This is a genomic window from Brachymonas moutaii (nom. illeg.), from assembly GCF_049977365.1.
In the GTDB taxonomy this organism is placed as follows: Bacteria; Pseudomonadota; Gammaproteobacteria; order Burkholderiales; family Burkholderiaceae_C; genus Brachymonas.
The window spans coordinates 46,769-63,754 of the sequence record NZ_JBNGEN010000008.1 but is presented as its reverse complement, the minus strand read 5'-3'; the positions used below and the strand labels follow the sequence as shown (position 1 = coordinate 63,754).

Here is a 16,986-nt window from a genome sequence, read left to right as displayed (position 1 = left end):
CGGGGGCGAGTCACATGGTGGCGGACGCCGCCGGTTGTGCGGGAGCTCCGTGGGCGGGAGCAGGGGCTGCTGCGGCGCCCAGCAGGGCTTCGGGCCGTCCGTCCGGGTAGACCTGGTAGACGGTCTCGAACAGGGCCGGGACGATGGGATCCTGCACGCAGTTGCCCTGGAGATGGAACTTCATGAGAACCTTCTGCTCGTCGGGCAGGGGGGCACGTCCCATGGCGGCCGAGAAGCTGTCGAGTACCTCATGGTGGCCGGTGGCCATGAGGTAGTCCCAGCGGTTGCATTGGCCATAGGTCTTGTGGTTGCCGGGGCCCATGCCGCTTGGGAACATGTGAGAGTTGAGTTCGGCCAGGCGTTCCAGAATGACCGCATTCGAGGCGCCTTCGTGGTGCCACTGCACGATCAGGGAGAAGGGCTCGACGACATGGGTGCCAAAATCCTCTCGGTTCTCGATGTGCAGCTCCAGGCGGGGCATGGGAGCATTGTCGGCGCGGGCGATGCACAGGAGGTATTCGTTGAGCCATGCATGGGCTTCACCCAGCTCGCGTGCATGGGCATAGGCATCGGCGGTGGCGAAGTCACCCGGAGGGCGCCACTGGTCGGGTTCCTGCAGGGCATGGCCCAGCTCGTGGGCGAGCGTCGCGTAGGTGGAGTGGATGCAGTCGGCGGGGTCTTCAGGGCGGTAGATGGTGATCTGGTCCGGAGCGCCGCTGGCTGCAGAAAAGCCGTCGCGGAGGGTGACCACGCGCCCTCCCTGCCGATAGAACAGGCTGACCTGTTCCCACATGCAGGAGGTGCTCTCCACGGCCATGCAGTCGGCTTCGGAGAAACCGGCCTCTTCCAGGTCGCTCAGGATGCGGTGGCGCAGCAGATGGTCAGAGATCCAGCCGGAGAGCGAGCGCATGGACGTGCCCTTCGGGGAGTCAGCCCAGCCGGGCCACGTCGGGGGTATCGACGTGCACATCGCCGCACTGGGCGCGCTGCCGCAGGGCGTGTTCCATGAGTACCAGCGCCAGCAGCGCTTCGGCGATGGGGGTGGCGCGAATGCCCACGCAGGGATCGTGCCGGCCCCTGGTCTGCACCACGGTGGCGTCTCCGGTCAGGGTGATGGAGTTGCGGGGCGTCATGATCGAGCTGGTGGGCTTGATGGCCAGGGACACCTCGATGTCCTGCCCGCTGCTGATGCCGCCCAGGATGCCGCCTGCATGGTTGCTGGCAAAGCCGTGGGGCGTGGGGGAGTCGCCGTGGACGCTGCCGCGCTGGGCGACGCTGGCGAAGCCGTCGCCGATCTCCACGCCCTTGACGGCATTGAGTCCCATCATGGCCTTGGCAATGTCGGCATCGAGCCGGTCATACAGCGGCTCGCCCCATCCGACCGGGACATGGCTGGCCACCACCCGCAGGCGGGCTCCGCAGCTGTCGCCGGCCTTGCGCAGGCTGTCCATGTAGGACTCCAGTGCGCTCACGTCGGCGCAGGGAGCAAAGAAGGCGTTGTGGGCCACGTGGTCCCAGCTCTCGAAGGGGATGGGAATCTCGCCCACCTGCGTCATGCAGCCGCGAATGACGACGCCATGGTGCTCGGCCAGCCACTTGCGCGCCACGGCCCCTGCGGCCACCGTGGGGGCTGTGAGCCGGGCCGAGGAGCGCCCGCCACCGCGTGGATCCCGGATGCCGTACTTGTGCCAGTAGGTGTAGTCGGCATGACCGGGGCGGAAGGTCTGGAGAATGTCGCCATAGTCCTTGCTGCGCTGGTCGGTGTTGCGGATCAGCAGGCAGATCGGTGTGCCGGTGGTGCGTCCTTCGTAGACGCCCGAGAGGATTTCGACCTGATCGGCCTCGTTGCGCTGGGTGACATGGCGGCTGGTGCCAGGGCGTCGTCGATCCAGGTCGGGCTGGATGTCGTCCGTGGACAGAGCCATGCCGGGCGGGCAGCCGTCGATGACGCAGCCGATGGCCGGGCCGTGGGATTCACCGAAGTTGGTGACAGCGAAAAGGGTGCCTAGGGTATTGCCACTCATCCCGCGATTATCGGGGATAAGTTATGCTGGCCGCTCGCCAGAGTCGAGTCCCTGCCTGCATCTGCATTTCCATCATGACCGAAGTCGTACTTGCCTATCTCCACCTGATCGCCATCCTGACCATGACCGTCTTCCTGAGCGCCGAAGTGGCGCTGTGCCGTCCGGCCTGGATGAATGCTGCCGTGGTGCAGCGGCTCGCGCGCGTGGATCTGATCTACATGGGCTCTGCGCTGACGGTGCTGGCCACGGGACTGGCACGGTTTGCCCTGGGGGCCAAGGGCTGGGAATGGTACGTGCACAACCCGCTCTTTCACGTCAAGGTCACGCTTTTCGTGGTGATGCTGGTGCTGTCGGTGCGTCCTTCCATCACTCTGGCACGCTGGCGCCGCATGCAGGCCGGCACCGGAGTGCTGCCGCCTGCACCCGAAGTGGATGCCACACGCCGGCGCATGTTCTGGACGGCGCATCTGATGCTGGTGCTGCCCCTGCTGGGTGTGCTGCTCGCACGAGGCTACTGAAGGGGCGAGTGAGGGTGCCGCCGGGTGCGTGATGGGCCGATCGGGGTTTGCCCGCAGGCGGCTGGTAAAAAAGTGCAGCGCGCTTGAACTTCGGCCTTTTGCGGTGGCATAGTAGAAGCAACGAACATGTTCGATGCGTGCGGTGGGTTGTGACGACGACCTCCGCCATCCGGATGCACCGCAGTGCGGTTTCCGGTCGTTGCCATTCCTGCCATGCCTACAGGAGGATCCATGAATCTCAATATCAGCGGACGCCATCTCGAAGTCACTCCCGCCCTGCGCGACTACGTGTCCACCAAGCTGGAGCGTATCCTGCGCCATTTCGATCAGGTGGTCGATGTGCGGGTGACCCTGTCGATCCTCAACGAAAAGGAAAAGGAACGCCGTCAGCATGCCGAGTGCAACATGCTGGTCAAGGGCGATGAGCTCCATGTCGAAAGCAGCCAGCACGACATGTATGCTGCCATCGACGACCTCATGGACAAGCTCGACCGCCAGGTGGGCCGATACAAGGAAAAACTGCAGGATTACCAGGCCCAGGCGCAGAAGCGCATGGAACACGTCTGATCGGATGCATGGACTGATGCCCTGCGCATAGAGGAGTGAGGCTGCGCGCTTCATCCCCTGACTGTGCAGGGACTCTTTCTCCGGGCAACCGCCGTGGTGGCGGTTGCCTTTTTTATGGGCATGGTGGCATCATGGACACCCTGAATGCCTCGGAGCCTGCATTCTGCGGGGTGCCGGCGCATGAAAGGCCTGCAGCAAGGGCTGCAGATGGGCAATAACCCTGTTGCAGGGTCGGAATGCCGGACAGGGAAATGTCAGGCGTTCGTTTTCAAAATGGAAGCCGCCGCCGGGATGGGGTACGCGATCACGGCTCCGCTGGAGGCATGTACGGGTTTTTCCGTAGGGCATGGCACACATTTGTGCATAATGCAGACGGTATTTTTTGGCTGTTTCTATGAATCGTCTAGCTTCCATCCTTCCGGCTGAGCAGGTGGTCGTCCATGTGGACGCCAGCAGCAAAAAGCGTGCATTTGAAGAAGTCGGCCTCCTGTTCGAGGAACTGCATCACCTCAATCGGGCCCTCATCACCGACAGTCTCTTTGCACGAGAGCGCCTGGGATCGACCAGCCTGGGGCACGGAGTGGCGATTCCGCATGGCCGCATCAAGGGGCTCAAGGCGCCGTTGGCTGCCCTGTTCCAGCTCGAACACCCGATCGGCTTCGATGCGCCCGACGATCAGCCTGTGAGCCTGCTGATCTTTCTGCTTGTGCCGGAGGCGGCCACGCAGAAGCATCTGGAAATTCTTTCCGAAATCGCCGAGATGCTCAGCGATGGCGAGCTGCGCGAACGCATGATGCACGCAGAGGATGCCGGCATGCTGCATCAGCTCGTGGTCGACTGGCAGTCGGTGCAGGCCGCCTGACGCGCAACCGGCGGGGCCTTCGCCCCCCGACAAAGTGGTGAGAGGCGGGTTGCTGCATTACCATCGGAGCACCTTTTTCCGATGATTGCCCGCCAGCCATGAAACATACCGCCATCAGCGCCGACGTACTGTTCGAGGATTTCCGCTCCACACTGGGCTGGCACTGGCTTGCCGGGCTGGGAGCTTCCGAGCGCCGCTTCGAGGAGGTGGCCGTGAGCGAGGCCTCCTCGGGGGCGGATCTGGTCGGGTATCTCAACTACATCCATCCCTACCGGGTGCAGGTGCTGGGCGCGCGGGAAATCAGCTACATCACCACGTCCTCGCGCGAGGATGTGGCGCGGCGCATTGCCCGCATCGTGACGCTGGAGCCGCCGGTGCTGATCGTGGCCGATGCGCAGACGCCGCCCGACGCACTGCTGCAGATGTGCGAGCGCGCCCAGATTCCGCTCTTTGCCACCGAGGAGCGCGCCGCGTATGTGATCGACCTGCTGCGCACCTACCTGTCCAAGCACTTTGCCAACCGGGACACCATGCATGGGGTGTTCATGGACATTCTGGGGCTGGGGGTGCTCATCACGGGAGAGTCCGGCCTGGGCAAGAGCGAACTGGGGCTGGAGCTGATTTCGCGCGGCAACGGACTGGTGGCCGATGATGCAGTCGATTTTTTCCGGGTCAACCAGACCACCATCGAGGGCCGCTGTCCCGAGCTGCTGCAGAACCTGATGGAGGTGCGGGGCATAGGTCTGCTCGACATCAAGCAGATCTTTGGCGAGATTGCCGTGCGCAGGCGCATGCGGCTGCGGCTCATCGTGCATCTGGTGCGCAAGGAAACCATGGAGCGCGACTACGAGCGCATGCCCACGGCACCCATCTACCAGGCGGTGCTGGGGGTGCCGATCCGCAAGGCCATCATCCAGGTGGTGGTGGGGCGCAACATTGCCGTGCTGGTGGAGGCGGCCGTGCGCAACATGATTCTGGAGCTGCGTGGCATCAACACCTACGAGGAGTTCGCAGCCCGGCAGCGTGCGGCCATCGAGAACGGTGGCGAAGACTGAACCGGGGGAGGCGGATGCCAGCCCGGCTGGCGGAGGGTTTCTGTCAGGCGCTGCCGATGCGCTGATACAGCCCGCCCGGCAGTCGGCCGACCCGGCCATCGAGTTCGAGCGTGAGCAGTTCGGCCTGCAGTGCGGCCATGTCCAGTCCGGTGCGGGCCAGCAGGGCGTCGAGATTCACCGGGTCATGCCCCATGGCTTCCAGCACGGGGTGGCCGGGCGCCGGGGCGGGACTGGCGGGCGCATCGGTGGCGGCAGCGGCAGGCAGCGGGGAGCGGGCCAGCAGGGGGCGCAGCTCTTCGAGCACATCCTCGGCACGTTCCACCAGCTTGGCCCCCTGCCGGATGAGGGCATGGCAGCCGCGCGACTGGGGCGAGTGAATGGAGCCGGGGATGGCGAACACTTCCTTGCCCTGTTCGCTGGCGAGGCGTGCGGTGATCAGCGAACCTGACTGCAGGGCGGCTTCGACCACGAGCACGCCATGGCTCAGGCCGGCAATGAGGCGGTTGCGCCGGGGGAAGTGGTGCGTGAGGGGAGGGGCGCCAAGCGGGTACTCGCTCAGCAGAAGACCGTGCCGCGCGATGCGGTGTGCCAGGTCGCGGTGCTGGCGCGGGTAGACCCGGTCCAGTCCGGTGCCCACGACGGCGATCGTGGCCAGGGGGCGCTGCGGGGCAGAGGCGGCTTCCGTGGCGCCCTGGAGAGCGCCTTCGTGCGCGGCACCATCGATGCCGAGTGCGAGTCCCGATACCACGGTCCAGCCCATCTGGGCAAAGCAGCGGGCGAACTGGCGGGCATTGTCGGCTCCCTGGGGCGTGGGGTTGCGGCTGCCCACCATGGCGATGCCGCACAGGTCCGGAAGGGCGTCGACCTGCCCCAGTGCATAGAGCAGCACCGGAGGATCGGCCATCTGCAGCAGGCTGGCCGGGTAATGGGAATGGCCCAGGGGAATGACCCGGCGTGGCACCTCGGGGGGGGCATCCTGCAGCCATTGCCAGGTGCGTGCGATCTGTGCGTCGACCTCCTCGGAGGAGGAGCGCAGGGCGTCGGCCTGTCGCGCCGAGACGATCTGTTCGAGCGCCAGACGGGACTGGGACAGGATCTGGGCAGGGAGCCCGAAGGCTGCGAGCAGCCGCCGTGCCGCATCTGGCCCGATGCCCGGTGCCAGGGTCAGGCGCAGCCATGCGCAGAGGTCATCGTGGGTCAGAGTGTCCATGGAAGAGGCAGCCGTCGGAGAGTATGGACATGAAAAGGCCGCCCTGGGGGCGGCCTGTGGCGAAAGCCGGGCTCAGGAGCGCGGCTCGGGACTGTCGGTGGCGGGTTCTTCGGCGGGGGCGAGAGGGTTCTCGGCCCGGTCGCCGATCTTCACCGGGTCGCGGATTTCGATCACCAGCGCGTAGGACGCGCGCTCGAACGGACGGAACACGTAGAGCAGGCCGTTGCGTTCGTCCGGGAGCTTGATGTCCTGATGGCGGTCTTCGGTCTTGTCCACGGTGCGGCGGCCCGAGCTGATGATGGCCAGCACGTCGCCCCGCGTGATGCCGTCCTGCGTGCCCTTGTTGATCGTGACGATCTGGTTCTGGCCCACGTTCTGCACGGCCAGGCCGTACACCGAGGCGATCAGGGCATGCACTTCGACGAAAGGCGCGTGCGGATTGTGGGTGAGGAGTTCGCGTTCGGGTTCGGGCAGCAGGCGGTCGCCGACGCGGACTTCTTCCTTGGCGCTCACGATGTCGAGCGATGCGGGCACGGGAACGCCAGCTGCCCCGCCATCGGCCGAGGTGCTGACACTCTCGCCCTGCACGAGCAGGGCGCGGCCGACGTAGTGGGCCTCGTAGCCCAGGATTTCCTTGGTGGCGGGGTCCTTGATGGGAACGGCCTCGCGGAAGATGCGGTACATGTTGGCTTCATCGCTGCCGCGGTCTTCGAGAGGGTGGCCGTCGGGGCCGCGCGCATAGGCACGGTCTCCCTTGCTCATGAGTTCGCGGTTTTCCTGCGGGGCGACGATGCGCGGGGCGTTGCGGAGCGTGTCTTCCTGCAGGATCAGCGGTTCCGACAGGAAGGGCTCGATGAGCTGCGGTGGCACGGTGGGGATGGCCGTGTCTCCCAGCGACTCGACCCGCACCTGCGGAGAGAGGCGACCATTGCTGCTGCCGCGGCTGAGCATGCGCCCGGTGCGCAGACGGGCGCGACCGTTGACGATTTCCAGCCAGAGGAGCTGGCCCGGATAGATGAGGTTGGGGTTGCGGATCTGGGCCAGATTCATGCCCCACAGCTCGGGCCAGCGCCATGCATGCCGGAGGAACTTGCCCGAGATGTCCCACAGCGTATCCCCGCGCTTGACGACGTATTCGGAGGGGGCATGGGGCGCCAGTTCGCTGATGGGAACTCCGCGCGCGGCAGTGGCCCGGGCCATCCGGCGCTGGTCGGGGGTGACGGGATAGGTGCGGGCCCAAGCCAGATGCCCGGCGCCGGCCGCCGCTCCCAGGCCGGCCACGGCGACCATCTTGCGCAGCATGGTGCGACGCGTTTGCCAGGAAGGGGAAGTGCTCATGATGTGCAGCCGATGGTTTGTAGGAGAAAAGACAACAAGCCTCCAAAGCATATCTCACAATACTTGCATCGGGTAACAGGGCCGGCGGATTGGCGGGTTCTGCCGGGACCTGCGCGTGCATTTGTTCTCTTCGCGCCACGACTTTGCCAAAACGGGGAAAATACGGGCATGGCCCCACCTGGGGCATGTGGTGGTGGCTGTCTCTGTCAGTTGCTGCCAGAGAGGCTACGCGCCCGCACCGTTGGCTGCCGTCTGCTGCAGCGCGACGGGTGTTTTCTTTTCAGTTTCTGCATTTTCATTCATGGCCAAGCTCCCCATTCTCGTCTATCCGGATTCCCGCCTGCACACGGTCGCCAAGCCGGTCACGGCGTTCGACGAACGCCTGCACCGCGTGATCGACGACATGTTCGAGACCATGTACGACGCCCGCGGGGTGGGCCTGGCGGCGACCCAGGTCGACCATCACGAGCAGCTTGTGGTGATCGATGTGTCCGAGGAGCGCAACCAGCCGCTCGTGGTCATCAACCCCGAAGTGGTCTGGATGAGCGAGGAGCGCCTCAAGGGCGAGGAAGGCTGCCTGTCCGTGCCGGGCGTGTACGACGGGGTCGAGCGGGCTGCGCAGGTGCATGTCAAGGCGCTGGACCGGCACGGCCAGAGCCGCGTGATCGAGGCCGAGGGTCTGCTGGCGGTGTGTCTGCAGCACGAGATGGATCACCTCAGGGGCAAGGTCTTCGTGGAATACCTCAGTCCACTCAAGCGCACCCGCATCAAGAGCAAGATGGTCAAGGCCCAGCGCGAGCTGGCCCGCGAACAGGCGCATGTGGCCACCGAGGCCCGCTGAGCGGCGCATCGACACGACAAGGAATCCCAAGATGAAGGTGGTGTTTGCCGGCACGCCGGAATTTGCCCAGGTGGCGCTCGATGCCATTCTGCAGGCCGGGCACGCCGTGCCTCTGGTGCTGACCCAGCCCGATCGGCCGGCCGGCCGTGGCATGAAGCTGCAGGCCTCGCCCGTCAAGCGCACCGCGCTGGCCCATGGCATTGAAGTCCTCCAGCCCCGCAGCCTGCGCCTCGATGGCCGCTGGCCCGACGAAGCGGCTGCGGCGCGGGATGCGCTGCAGGCGGTTCAGCCCGATGTGATGGTGGTGGCGGCCTATGGGCTCATCCTGCCGCAGTGGGTGCTCGACCTGCCGCGGCTGGGCTGCCTCAACATCCATGCCAGCCTGCTGCCGCGCTGGCGCGGCGCGGCGCCCATTCACCGTGCCATCGAGGCCGGGGATGCGGAGACGGGCATCACCCTCATGCAGATGGATGCGGGCCTGGATACCGGCGACATGCTGCGTGTGGCGCGCGTATCGATTGCGGACGATGACACGACGGCCAGTCTCCACGACCGGCTGGCTGTGCTGGGGGGGCAGGAGATCGTCGCCCTGCTGAAGCAGCTGGCCCGGGGCGAGGCTCTTGCACGAGTGCCCCAGCCGGAGGCCGGCGTGACCTATGCGCACAAGATCGAGAAGAGCGAGGCTCCGGTCGACTGGAATCTGCCGGCAGCTGCCCTTGGGCGCCGGGTGCGGGCGTTCTGCCCCTTTCCAGGCGCGTCGACCACGATGCCGCTGGGACATGGGCATGCAGAGGAAATCGTCAAGATCTGGGGAGCCGAGCGCTCTGCCGTGCCGGTGCCGGCCGGTGTGCAGTGCGGCCAGGTGCTGGCCATCGATGCCCAGGGCATCCATGTGGCGTGCGGCGGGCAGGAGCCCCGCAGTGCCCTGTGCCTGACGCAGCTGCAGCGTGCCGGGGGCAAGCGGCTCCCGGCGGCGGACTGGCTGCGGGGGGTGGCCCTGCCGGTGGGCACGCTGCTGGGCGGCCATCGGGAACCGGCGCCGGCCCAGCCCGCCGGGCGGAGCTGAGTGCATCATGTCGGCCTCTGTGCCCTGCGTGGACCATGCCCGCGAGGCGATTCCCGCGCGGGACTGGCAGCTCGAACCCGTGGTGCTTTCGCCTGCCATGTGGCGGCAGGCCGCCTTTCGGCAGGGCGCACGTGACTATCTGCCCGTGTGGCTCGGCATTGCCGCCTGGGGGCTGATGACCGGGGTGGCCATGACCAATTCGGGACTGAGTCTCGTCGAGGGCGTGCTCATGACGCTGCTCGTGTTTGCGGGCACGGCACAGCTCGCGGCCCTGCCACTCATTGCCGCCGGGGCACCGGTGTGGGTGGTGCTGGCGGCGGCCTTCTGCGTCAATCTGCGCTTTGTGGTGTTCAGCGCCCATCTGCGCGACTACGCCATCCACCTGCCGTTTCGGGAGCGCATGCTGTTTGGCTACCTGTCGGGCGATGTGAATTATGTGCTCTTCGTGCAGCGCTACCCCCATGCCGTGTCCGACCCGGCCGGGCGTGGCGAGCGGGTGGCCTGGTACATGGGAAGCACGGTGAGCAACTATGTCAACTGGTGCGTGTCCTGCCTGACGGGCGTGCTGGCCGCGCAGTTCTTTCCGCTGTCGTGGGGGCTGGGATTTGCGGGCACGCTCGCTGTGCTGGGTGTGGCCTGCGCCATGCTCGACAGCCGCATGCGGGTGCTCGCAGCCGTGCTGGCTGCCGGCGTGGCGGTGCTCACGGCTGCGCTGCCGCTGCGGCTCAATCTGGTGGCCGGCATTCTGGTGGCTGTGGCCCTGTGCGTGGCGCTCGAATACACCGTGCTGCGGCAGGCCACCGAGGAGCGCGAAGCCCGCGAGGCCGCCCTGGAGCGCCAGCCATGACCGCTGCGCACCTGCTGCCCGTGCCCGGCCAGACCGACTGGCTCACGCTCGTCATCATTCTGGGCATGACGGTGATCACCGTGGTGTCGCGCAGCCTGTTCTTTCTCTCGTCGCGGCCTCTGCACCTGCCCCTGTGGTTCCGGCGGGGCCTGCGCTATGCGCCGGTGGCAGCGCTGGCCGCGGTGCTGGGCCCGGAGATTCTGCTGACCCACGGGCACTTCACGGTCTGGAACGATGCACGCATCTTTGGTGCCCTGGCGGGGGTGGCATGGTATCTGCACCGGCACAGCGTCATGGGCACCATCGTGGCCGGCATGGCCGTGTACCTGCCCCTGCATCTGGCACTGGGCTGGTAAGGGAGGCAAGAGGAAGCCGGCAGCCCGGCAGCCGGAGTGGGCAGGGAGGCTGCGGAAGGGTTCCCGGCACTGGTCAGGGCACAATCCTTGCATTACACTGACAGACTGATCCTGCTCCCTGCCTGCCACCCTGTGTTCGGAATGCCGAACTGCGGCGAAGCGCGGCAGAGGGCTTCGTCCCCGAACATCAAGGAAAAGGAGTCATTCATGCACAATCGTCGCACTCTGCGCTGGACACTCGGCGTCGTGGCCATGGCCGCTTTGGGAGCCCTGGCCGGCTGTTCCAAGGGCTCCGGTCCGCAAGGCGGCAGCTCTGCCGCAGCGGCAGGAGGCAATGAGGTGCTGTTCGGCACCGTTGGTCCGATCTCCGGCGGCATTGCCCACATCGGCAAGGATGTCGAAAACGGCGTTCGTCTGGCACTCGACGAGATCAATGCCGAGCATCCCGTGATCGGCGGCAAGCCTGTGCAGTTCAAGCTCATGGCCGAGGACGATGCCGGCGATCCCAAGCAGGCCACCGCCGTGGCTCAGAAGATGTGCGACGCCAAGGTCGTGGCCGTGGTGGGACACCTGCAGTCCGGCACCTCTATTCCCGCCTCCACTGTCTACAACAAGTGCGGAATTCCCATGGTGACGGCTTCCGCCACCAACCCCGACCTGACCAAGCCGGGCTACAGGAACGTGTTCCGCATGATCGCCAACGACAACCAGCTGGGTGCCAGCGTGGTGGACCATGCCGCCAAGAGCGGGGTCAAGACGGCCGTGATCGTCGACGACCGCACGGCGCTGGGGCAGGGCCTGGCTGCCGTGTTCAAGGAAACCGCTGCCAAGGACGGCATCCAGGTGCTGGATGCGCAGTTCACCAACGACAAGGCCACCGACTTCATGGCCATTCTCACTGCCATCAAGGCCAAGAACCCCGACGCCATCTTCTACGGCGGGCTCGACGCACAGGCCGGCCCCATGCTGCGCCAGATGGAGCAGCTCGGCATGACCAACGTCAAGCTCTTCGGGGGCGATGCCATCTGTACCGAGAAGCTGCCTACCCTGGCCGGCAATGCCAAGACCGTGGCCAACGTGACCTGCGCCACAGGCGGGGCTTCGGTGCAGAAGATGAACGGGGGTGCAGACTGGCTCAAGAAGTACAACGCCAAGTACAACGGCCAGTTCCAGATCTACAGCCCGTATGCCTACGATGCCACCCGCGTGCTGGTGCAGGCCATGAAGGATGCCAACTCCACCGATCCCAAGGTGTACCTGCCCAAGCTGGCGGCGATCCACTTCAAGGGACTGGTCGGAGACATCAGCTTCACCGACAAGGGCGAGCTCCAGAAGCCCGCCGTCACGCTCTACACCTACAAGGACGGCAAGCGCACCGAAATGTAAGGTATGGTACCCGCGGCACCTGGGGCGCGGCGGCACGCGCAGGGGGCGAGCAGTGCAGGGCGCATGGTGCCCCCTGCACAGGCTTCGACACCTCGCTGTGCAGCCTGCGCTGCCCCTTGCCGCATGCTGAACTGTATGCACGCATGAAAAAACCGGCGCACTGGCAGCCGGTTTTTTCATGTCCATGTCCATGGTCTGCCCCTGCATGACACCCGTGGTGCACCTCTGCAGAGGCCGCTGTCGGCCCGGAGCCGGGCGGCAGGAGGAAGGCGGAAAGTCAGGCCTCGTCGCGGATCGGGTCGGGCGCCTTGACGATGAGCACGGGCACCGTGGCGCCTTCGACCACCGAGCGCGACACCGAGCCTTCGATGGCGCTGCGCAGGGCTCCCAGCGCACGGGTTCCCATCACGATGAGGTCGCAGGCATGGATCTGGGCCAGTTCGATGATGGACGCAGCCGGATCGCCCGTGATGACCACCGACTCGTGCACCAGTCCGGCGTTGTTCACCAGCCGGCGTGCCGATTCGATCATGTCCTCGCCGGTTTCCTGGGTCATGTCGGCGAGCATGCGGGCGTCGTCGTGGCTGGTCAGGCGCTCGTAGAGCGAGGCCGGTTCCTGGGCATTGGCCAGGATGATGCGGGTCTTGAGCCCTTCCTGCGCCAGGCGCAGGGCAAAGCGGGTCACGTGCAGCGAGAGTTCGGTGCCATCGACGGGGATGAGGATGTTCACGGTGAAGTTCCTTGTGGCAGAGGGGCAGGCATGTCGCCGCAGACGAGGCGAGCGCGGTGCGCTCCGGGCCCTGTTTCGGCGCCGCCGCCAGAGACCTCCATGGTACCGTAAGGCTTCGCGTCCTCCGGCAGTCGCGGCAGCAGGGCCGCACACAGGGGCAGGGCGGCCGTGTGCAGGGCATGGCACCCGTTACCGGGCCGTCAGGGGCGGTTTCTATAATCGGGCCGTAATGGTTCCGTTTTCTTTTTTTCATCATCACCCATCAGACCATGACCGCCATGCAGCCATTCATCCGCTTCTCCGACCTGTGCGACAAGGGCCAGGCCAAGGGCAAACGCGTCTTCATCCGCGCCGACCTCAACGTGCCGCTGGATGACGCAGGCCACATCACCGAGGATACCCGCATCCGGGCCTCGCTGCCGGCCATCCGCATGGCGCTCGACGGCGGCGCAGCCGTCATGGTCACCAGCCACCTCGGCCGTCCCACCGAAGGCGCCTTCCAGCCGCAGGATTCGCTGGCGCCCGTGGCACAGCGCCTTTCGGAGCTGCTGGGGCGCGAGGTTCCCCTCGTGAGCGACTGGGTCGACGGCGTCGAGGTACAGCCCGGGCAGGTCGTGCTGCTCGAAAACTGCCGCCTGAATGTGGGCGAGAAGAAAAACAAGCCCGAGCTGGCCCACAAGCTGGCCCGTCTGTGCGACATCTTCGTGCATGACGCCTTCGGTACTTCCCACCGCGCCGAGGGGACGACCTACGGCATCGCCGAACACGCTCCCATCGCCTGTGCCGGTCCGCTGCTGGCGGCCGAAATGGATGCCATCAGCAAGGCACTGGCCAATCCCCGGCGCCCGCTCGTGGCCATTGTGGCCGGCAGCAAGGTCAGCACCAAGCTCACCATTCTGCAGAGCCTGGCCGAAAAGGTCGACGGCCTGATCGTGGGGGGCGGCATCGCCAACACGTTCATGCTCGCTGCGGGCCTGCCTATCGGCAAGTCGCTGGCCGAGCCCGATCTGGTGGAGGACGCCCGCAAGGTCATGGACAAGATGAAGGCCCGTGGCGCCGAAGTGCCGATCCCCGTCGACGTGGTGGTGGCCAAGGAATTCAAGGCCGACGCTCCCGCCCAGATCAAGGACGCCCACGACGTGGCCGAGGACGACCTGATCCTCGACATCGGTCCCCGCACCGCCCAGATGCTCGCAGAGCGGCTGCAGTCGGCCGGCACCATCGTCTGGAACGGCCCGGTCGGCGTGTTCGAGTTCGAGCCCTTCTCGCATGGTACCGAAACGCTGGCACGTGCCATTGCGGCCTCTCCGGCCTTCAGCATCGCAGGTGGGGGCGACACCCTGGCCGCGATCGCCAAGTACGGCATCGAGCAGCAGGTGGGCTACATCTCCACCGGCGGCGGCGCCTTCCTGGAAGTGCTCGAAGGCAAGACCCTGCCGGCCTTCGATATTCTGGGCAAGCGCGCCCAGGGCTGAGCGCGCACGGGACCCCGGGCGGGCGGTGCCTGCCCGGCGCAGTGCCCCTGATCGCAGTAGGATTTTGTGGAGGGAGCAGACGGGGAAAAACAGGGGCTGGCTACACTGGTTCCCATGAACACCTTTCTGCATTCCCCTCTCTACACCGCCACCCATCTGGGTGATCTGGCCCTGAGAAACCGCATCGTCATGGCTCCTCTCACGCGCTGCCGCGCGGCGCAGGGGGACATGCCCACGCCGCTCATGGCCACGTACTACCAGCAGCGCGCCACGGCCGGCCTCATCGTCAGCGAGGGGGTGCAGATCAGCCCCCGGGGCAAGGGTTACGTCGGCACCCCCGGCATCTATACCGAGGCGCAGTCCCGCGCCTGGCGGCGCATCACCTCGGCCGTGCATGCGCGCGGCGGTCTCATCGTGCTGCAGCTCTGGCATGTGGGGCGGGCCTCGCATTCGAGCCTCCAGCCTGGGGGGGGCCTGCCAGTCGCTCCCAGCGCCCTGGCGATTCCGGGGCTGGTGCATACGCCTCGGGGCAAGCTGCCCTTCGAGACTCCGCATGCGCTCACCGTGGAGGAAATCGACGGCGTGGTCGAGGAATACCGCCATGCCGCCCAGCTGGCCATGGATGCCGGTTTCGATGGCGTGGAAATCCACGGGGCCAACGGCTATCTGCTCGACCAGTTCCTGCGCGACGGGGCCAACCGCCGCACCGATGCCTATGGCGGCTCCGTGCAGAACCGGGCCCGCCTGCTGCTGCGCGTGGTCGATGCCGTGACTTCCGTATGGCCCGCTTCCCGCGTGGGGGTGCGCCTGTCGCCCAACAACCCCTTCAACGGCATGCGTGACAGCGATCCCTTCCGCACCTTCTCGTACGCCATGGCCCAGCTCGACACCCGGGGTCTGGCGTATCTGCACCTGGTCGAGCATCAGGCCGGGCTCGGTCAGCCCGAAGCCGGCATGCCCATGGTGGACGTGCAGCGCCTGCTGCCCTACTGGCATGGTGCCTATGTGGCCAATGACGGCTACACCGGCGATTCGGCGGCCGCTGCGGTGTCCAGCGGCCGCGCGCGGGCCGTGGCCTTTGGGGTGCCGTTCATCGGCAATCCCGATGTGGTGGCCCGTCTGGCCGAGGGCGCTGCCCTGCGCCGGCCTGATCCAGCCACGCTCTATGGCGGCGGCGCGCACGGCTACACCGACTACGCCCCGCTGGCCGCCTGAACCCGGAAAACGGCGGTAGAGCCCTGCTGCGGCTTTCGCACGGTGGTGCGATTGCTACAGCGGCACAGGTGGCACCGTGGTGTGTCCTGTGCCGCACGGCGGGCATCGGGTAGCATGCAGGCCCTTGCCTGTGGCCCCGTTCGCACAGCACTGCGCAATGCGATACAACTGTGACACAAGTCCTTGTTGCGGTTAATGATTTTGCTGGTGTTTCTCTTGCGCGGTTCATAGAATGAATGACGATGATGCCGGTTTCTGCTGGAGCCTTCCGCCCGCGGCGGAGGGGGTCTGCAGAACCCATCACATGAAAAGGCGCAGCATGGCAGTTCCTTGCGCCGACTCTTTGCGAGTGTTTGCACGTTGATGAACGATTCGATTCCCGCAGTTGATTCCGCTGCTCCTGCGCAGCAGCCCATTGCGCCCGACCAGCCCCTTCCCCACCGCAAGGTGATCCGGTCCTGGACGGCGCCCTTTGCCCAGCGAGACAGCTGGCATGCGTTTGCGCTCATGGCGCTTGACTATGTGCTCTTTGCCGCCTTTGTGGCTGGAGCCGTGCTGTTCGATGCCTGGTGGCTGCAGCTGTTGTGCGGCATGGCCGCAGGCTTTGTGACCGGGCGTCTGTTCATCATCGGGCACGACGCCTGCCACCAGAGCCTCACTCCCCACCGCACCCTCAACAAGTGGCTGGGACGCATCGCCTTCCTGCCTTCGCTCACCGCCTACAGCCTGTGGGATGTGGGACACAACGTCATCCACCACGGCTACACCTGCCTCAAGGGGGTGGACTTCGTGTGGGAACCGCTCACGCAGGAGGAATATGACGCCCTGTCTCCCATGGGACGCCTGCTGCAGCGGCTCTATCGCAGCGGCTGGGCTCCGGGGCTGTACTACATGATCGAGATCTGGTGGAAGCGTGAATTCTTCCCCAGCCGCAAGCACATGCCCACGCGCCGTTCCGTGTTCATCTGGGACAACGTGCTGGTGCTGGCCTTTGCCGTGCTGTGGCTGGCGGCCGTGGTGGCGCTGGCCTGGGGCTTCGGGCAGTCGGTGTGGCAGGCCGTGCTCTTCGGTGCCGTGATTCCCTTCCTGTTCTGGGTCACCATGATCGGTTTCGTGGTCTATGTGCACCACACCCACGAGAAGGTGAGCTGGCAGAAGGACAAAACCGCCTGGGGCAAGGCAGCGCCCTTTGTGTCCACCACCGTGCACCTGACCTTCCCCTTCCGCATCGGTGCGCTCATGCACCACATCATGGAGCACACCGCGCACCACGTGGACATGAGCATTCCGCTCTACCACCTCCAGCAGGCACAGCAGCGTCTCGAAGACCTGCTGCCCAGCCGCATCGTGGTGCAGCGCTTTTCGTGGAAGTGGTATTTCGACACGGCCCGCAAGTGCAAGCTCTACTGTTTCGAGAAGCGCTGCTGGACCGACTTTGCCGGCCAGGCCACCAGCACTCCGCGCCTTGACGCCACGGTGGTTCCCGCCTGATTCCG

General features: G+C 66.0%; 17 protein-coding genes. 12 read left to right on the top strand and 5 right to left on the bottom strand.

Annotated features, from left to right (window positions below):
- Positions 1-10: 10 nt before the first annotated feature.
- Positions 11-910, bottom strand: coding sequence for a hypothetical protein (locus ACP2WS_RS09595; protein WP_426460593.1), 900 nt, complete (start codon positions 908-910; stop codon positions 11-13).
- Positions 911-929: 19 nt separating this feature from the next.
- Complete coding sequence (aroC, locus tag ACP2WS_RS09590; protein ID WP_426460591.1) at positions 930-2,024, bottom strand: chorismate synthase; 1,095 nt, start codon at positions 2,022-2,024, stop codon at positions 930-932.
- Positions 2,025-2,095: 71 nt separating this feature from the next.
- Between aroC and ACP2WS_RS09585 the strand changes: the two genes are divergently transcribed.
- The 4 genes from ACP2WS_RS09585 to hprK all read left to right on the top strand — a co-directional run bounded on the left by ACP2WS_RS09585 (position 2,096) and on the right by hprK (position 5,026).
- The gene (locus tag ACP2WS_RS09585) at positions 2,096-2,542 is read left to right on the top strand and encodes a DUF2214 family protein (RefSeq protein WP_426460642.1); all 447 of its coding nucleotides are present in this window, start codon (positions 2,096-2,098) and stop codon (positions 2,540-2,542) included.
- A 231-nt stretch (positions 2,543-2,773) separates the two neighbouring features.
- Positions 2,774-3,109: a ribosome hibernation-promoting factor, HPF/YfiA family gene (gene hpf / locus ACP2WS_RS09580; RefSeq protein WP_374491871.1), complete on the top strand. Its 336-nt coding sequence runs from the start codon at positions 2,774-2,776 to the stop codon at positions 3,107-3,109.
- A 394-nt stretch (positions 3,110-3,503) separates the two neighbouring features.
- Complete coding sequence (locus ACP2WS_RS09575) at positions 3,504-3,971, top strand: PTS sugar transporter subunit IIA (protein WP_426460589.1); 468 nt, start codon at positions 3,504-3,506, stop codon at positions 3,969-3,971.
- Positions 3,972-4,069: 98 nt separating this feature from the next.
- Positions 4,070-5,026, top strand: a complete 957-nt coding sequence (hprK, locus tag ACP2WS_RS09570) for an HPr(Ser) kinase/phosphatase (protein WP_374491869.1) — start codon at positions 4,070-4,072, stop codon at positions 5,024-5,026.
- A 43-nt stretch (positions 5,027-5,069) separates the two neighbouring features.
- Here the strand turns inward: hprK and dprA are convergent, their stop codons facing one another.
- Both dprA and ACP2WS_RS09560 read right to left on the bottom strand, forming a co-directional pair.
- The gene (dprA, locus tag ACP2WS_RS09565) at positions 5,070-6,227 is read right to left on the bottom strand and encodes a DNA-processing protein DprA (protein WP_426460641.1); all 1,158 of its coding nucleotides are present in this window, start codon (positions 6,225-6,227) and stop codon (positions 5,070-5,072) included.
- Between the two features lie 81 nt (positions 6,228-6,308).
- Positions 6,309-7,574 carry a LysM peptidoglycan-binding domain-containing protein gene (locus tag ACP2WS_RS09560; protein WP_374491868.1) on the bottom strand — a complete coding sequence of 422 codons (1,266 nt, stop codon included), beginning with the start codon at positions 7,572-7,574 and terminating at the stop codon, positions 6,309-6,311.
- A 301-nt stretch (positions 7,575-7,875) separates the two neighbouring features.
- On the opposite strand from ACP2WS_RS09560, the gene def reads away from it, so the two are divergent.
- From def to ACP2WS_RS09535, 5 genes are all read left to right on the top strand, one after another.
- The gene (gene def / locus ACP2WS_RS09555; RefSeq protein ID WP_374491867.1) at positions 7,876-8,415 is read left to right on the top strand and encodes a peptide deformylase; all 540 of its coding nucleotides are present in this window, start codon (positions 7,876-7,878) and stop codon (positions 8,413-8,415) included.
- Between the two features lie 31 nt (positions 8,416-8,446).
- A complete protein-coding gene (fmt, locus tag ACP2WS_RS09550; RefSeq protein ID WP_426460586.1) occupies positions 8,447-9,481 on the top strand; it encodes a methionyl-tRNA formyltransferase in 1,035 nt (344 codons plus the stop codon).
- Between the two features lie 79 nt (positions 9,482-9,560).
- A complete protein-coding gene (locus tag ACP2WS_RS09545) occupies positions 9,561-10,328 on the top strand; it encodes an AzlC family ABC transporter permease (RefSeq protein ID WP_426460640.1) in 768 nt (255 codons plus the stop codon).
- Positions 10,325-10,684 (top strand): AzlD domain-containing protein, encoded by a 360-nt coding sequence (locus ACP2WS_RS09540; RefSeq protein WP_374491864.1) that lies wholly within the window; start codon positions 10,325-10,327, stop codon positions 10,682-10,684. Before ACP2WS_RS09545 ends, ACP2WS_RS09540 begins: the two co-directional genes overlap by 4 nt.
- A gap of 225 nt (positions 10,685-10,909) precedes the next feature.
- Complete coding sequence (locus ACP2WS_RS09535; protein WP_426460639.1) at positions 10,910-12,070, top strand: branched-chain amino acid ABC transporter substrate-binding protein; 1,161 nt, start codon at positions 10,910-10,912, stop codon at positions 12,068-12,070.
- 277 nt (positions 12,071-12,347) lie between these two features.
- On the opposite strand, the gene ACP2WS_RS09530 is transcribed toward ACP2WS_RS09535, so the two are convergent.
- Positions 12,348-12,800: a universal stress protein gene (locus tag ACP2WS_RS09530; RefSeq protein ID WP_374491862.1), complete on the bottom strand. Its 453-nt coding sequence runs from the start codon at positions 12,798-12,800 to the stop codon at positions 12,348-12,350.
- Positions 12,801-13,078: 278 nt separating this feature from the next.
- Here ACP2WS_RS09530 and ACP2WS_RS09525 point away from each other — a divergent pair, with 278 nt between their 5' ends.
- The 3 genes from ACP2WS_RS09525 to ACP2WS_RS09515 all read left to right on the top strand — a co-directional run bounded on the left by ACP2WS_RS09525 (position 13,079) and on the right by ACP2WS_RS09515 (position 16,981).
- The gene (locus tag ACP2WS_RS09525) at positions 13,079-14,275 is read left to right on the top strand and encodes a phosphoglycerate kinase (protein WP_426460583.1); all 1,197 of its coding nucleotides are present in this window, start codon (positions 13,079-13,081) and stop codon (positions 14,273-14,275) included.
- 114 nt (positions 14,276-14,389) lie between these two features.
- Positions 14,390-15,490 carry an alkene reductase gene (locus ACP2WS_RS09520; protein WP_426460581.1) on the top strand — a complete coding sequence of 367 codons (1,101 nt, stop codon included), beginning with the start codon at positions 14,390-14,392 and terminating at the stop codon, positions 15,488-15,490.
- 363 nt (positions 15,491-15,853) lie between these two features.
- A complete protein-coding gene (locus tag ACP2WS_RS09515; RefSeq protein WP_426460579.1) occupies positions 15,854-16,981 on the top strand; it encodes a fatty acid desaturase in 1,128 nt (375 codons plus the stop codon).
- Positions 16,982-16,986: the final 5 nt, after the last annotated feature.

Excerpts from the sequence above, each read along its gene's own strand:
- ACP2WS_RS09595 (WP_426460593.1), bottom strand. The coding sequence starts at position 910 with ATGCGCTCGCTCTCCGGCTGGATCTCTGACCATCTGCTGCGCCACCGC.
- aroC (WP_426460591.1), bottom strand. The coding sequence starts at position 2,024 with ATGAGTGGCAATACCCTAGGCACCCTTTTCGCTGTCACCAACTTCGGT.
- hpf (WP_374491871.1), top strand. The coding sequence starts at position 2,774 with ATGAATCTCAATATCAGCGGACGCCATCTCGAAGTCACTCCCGCCCTG.
- ACP2WS_RS09575 (WP_426460589.1), top strand. The coding sequence starts at position 3,504 with ATGAATCGTCTAGCTTCCATCCTTCCGGCTGAGCAGGTGGTCGTCCAT.
- hprK (WP_374491869.1), top strand. The coding sequence starts at position 4,070 with ATGAAACATACCGCCATCAGCGCCGACGTACTGTTCGAGGATTTCCGC.
- ACP2WS_RS09560 (WP_374491868.1), bottom strand. The coding sequence starts at position 7,574 with ATGAGCACTTCCCCTTCCTGGCAAACGCGTCGCACCATGCTGCGCAAG.
- def (WP_374491867.1), top strand. The coding sequence starts at position 7,876 with ATGGCCAAGCTCCCCATTCTCGTCTATCCGGATTCCCGCCTGCACACG.
- fmt (WP_426460586.1), top strand. The coding sequence starts at position 8,447 with ATGAAGGTGGTGTTTGCCGGCACGCCGGAATTTGCCCAGGTGGCGCTC.
- ACP2WS_RS09540 (WP_374491864.1), top strand. The coding sequence starts at position 10,325 with ATGACCGCTGCGCACCTGCTGCCCGTGCCCGGCCAGACCGACTGGCTC.
- ACP2WS_RS09525 (WP_426460583.1), top strand. The coding sequence starts at position 13,079 with ATGCAGCCATTCATCCGCTTCTCCGACCTGTGCGACAAGGGCCAGGCC.
- ACP2WS_RS09520 (WP_426460581.1), top strand. The coding sequence starts at position 14,390 with ATGAACACCTTTCTGCATTCCCCTCTCTACACCGCCACCCATCTGGGT.
- ACP2WS_RS09515 (WP_426460579.1), top strand. The coding sequence starts at position 15,854 with ATGAACGATTCGATTCCCGCAGTTGATTCCGCTGCTCCTGCGCAGCAG.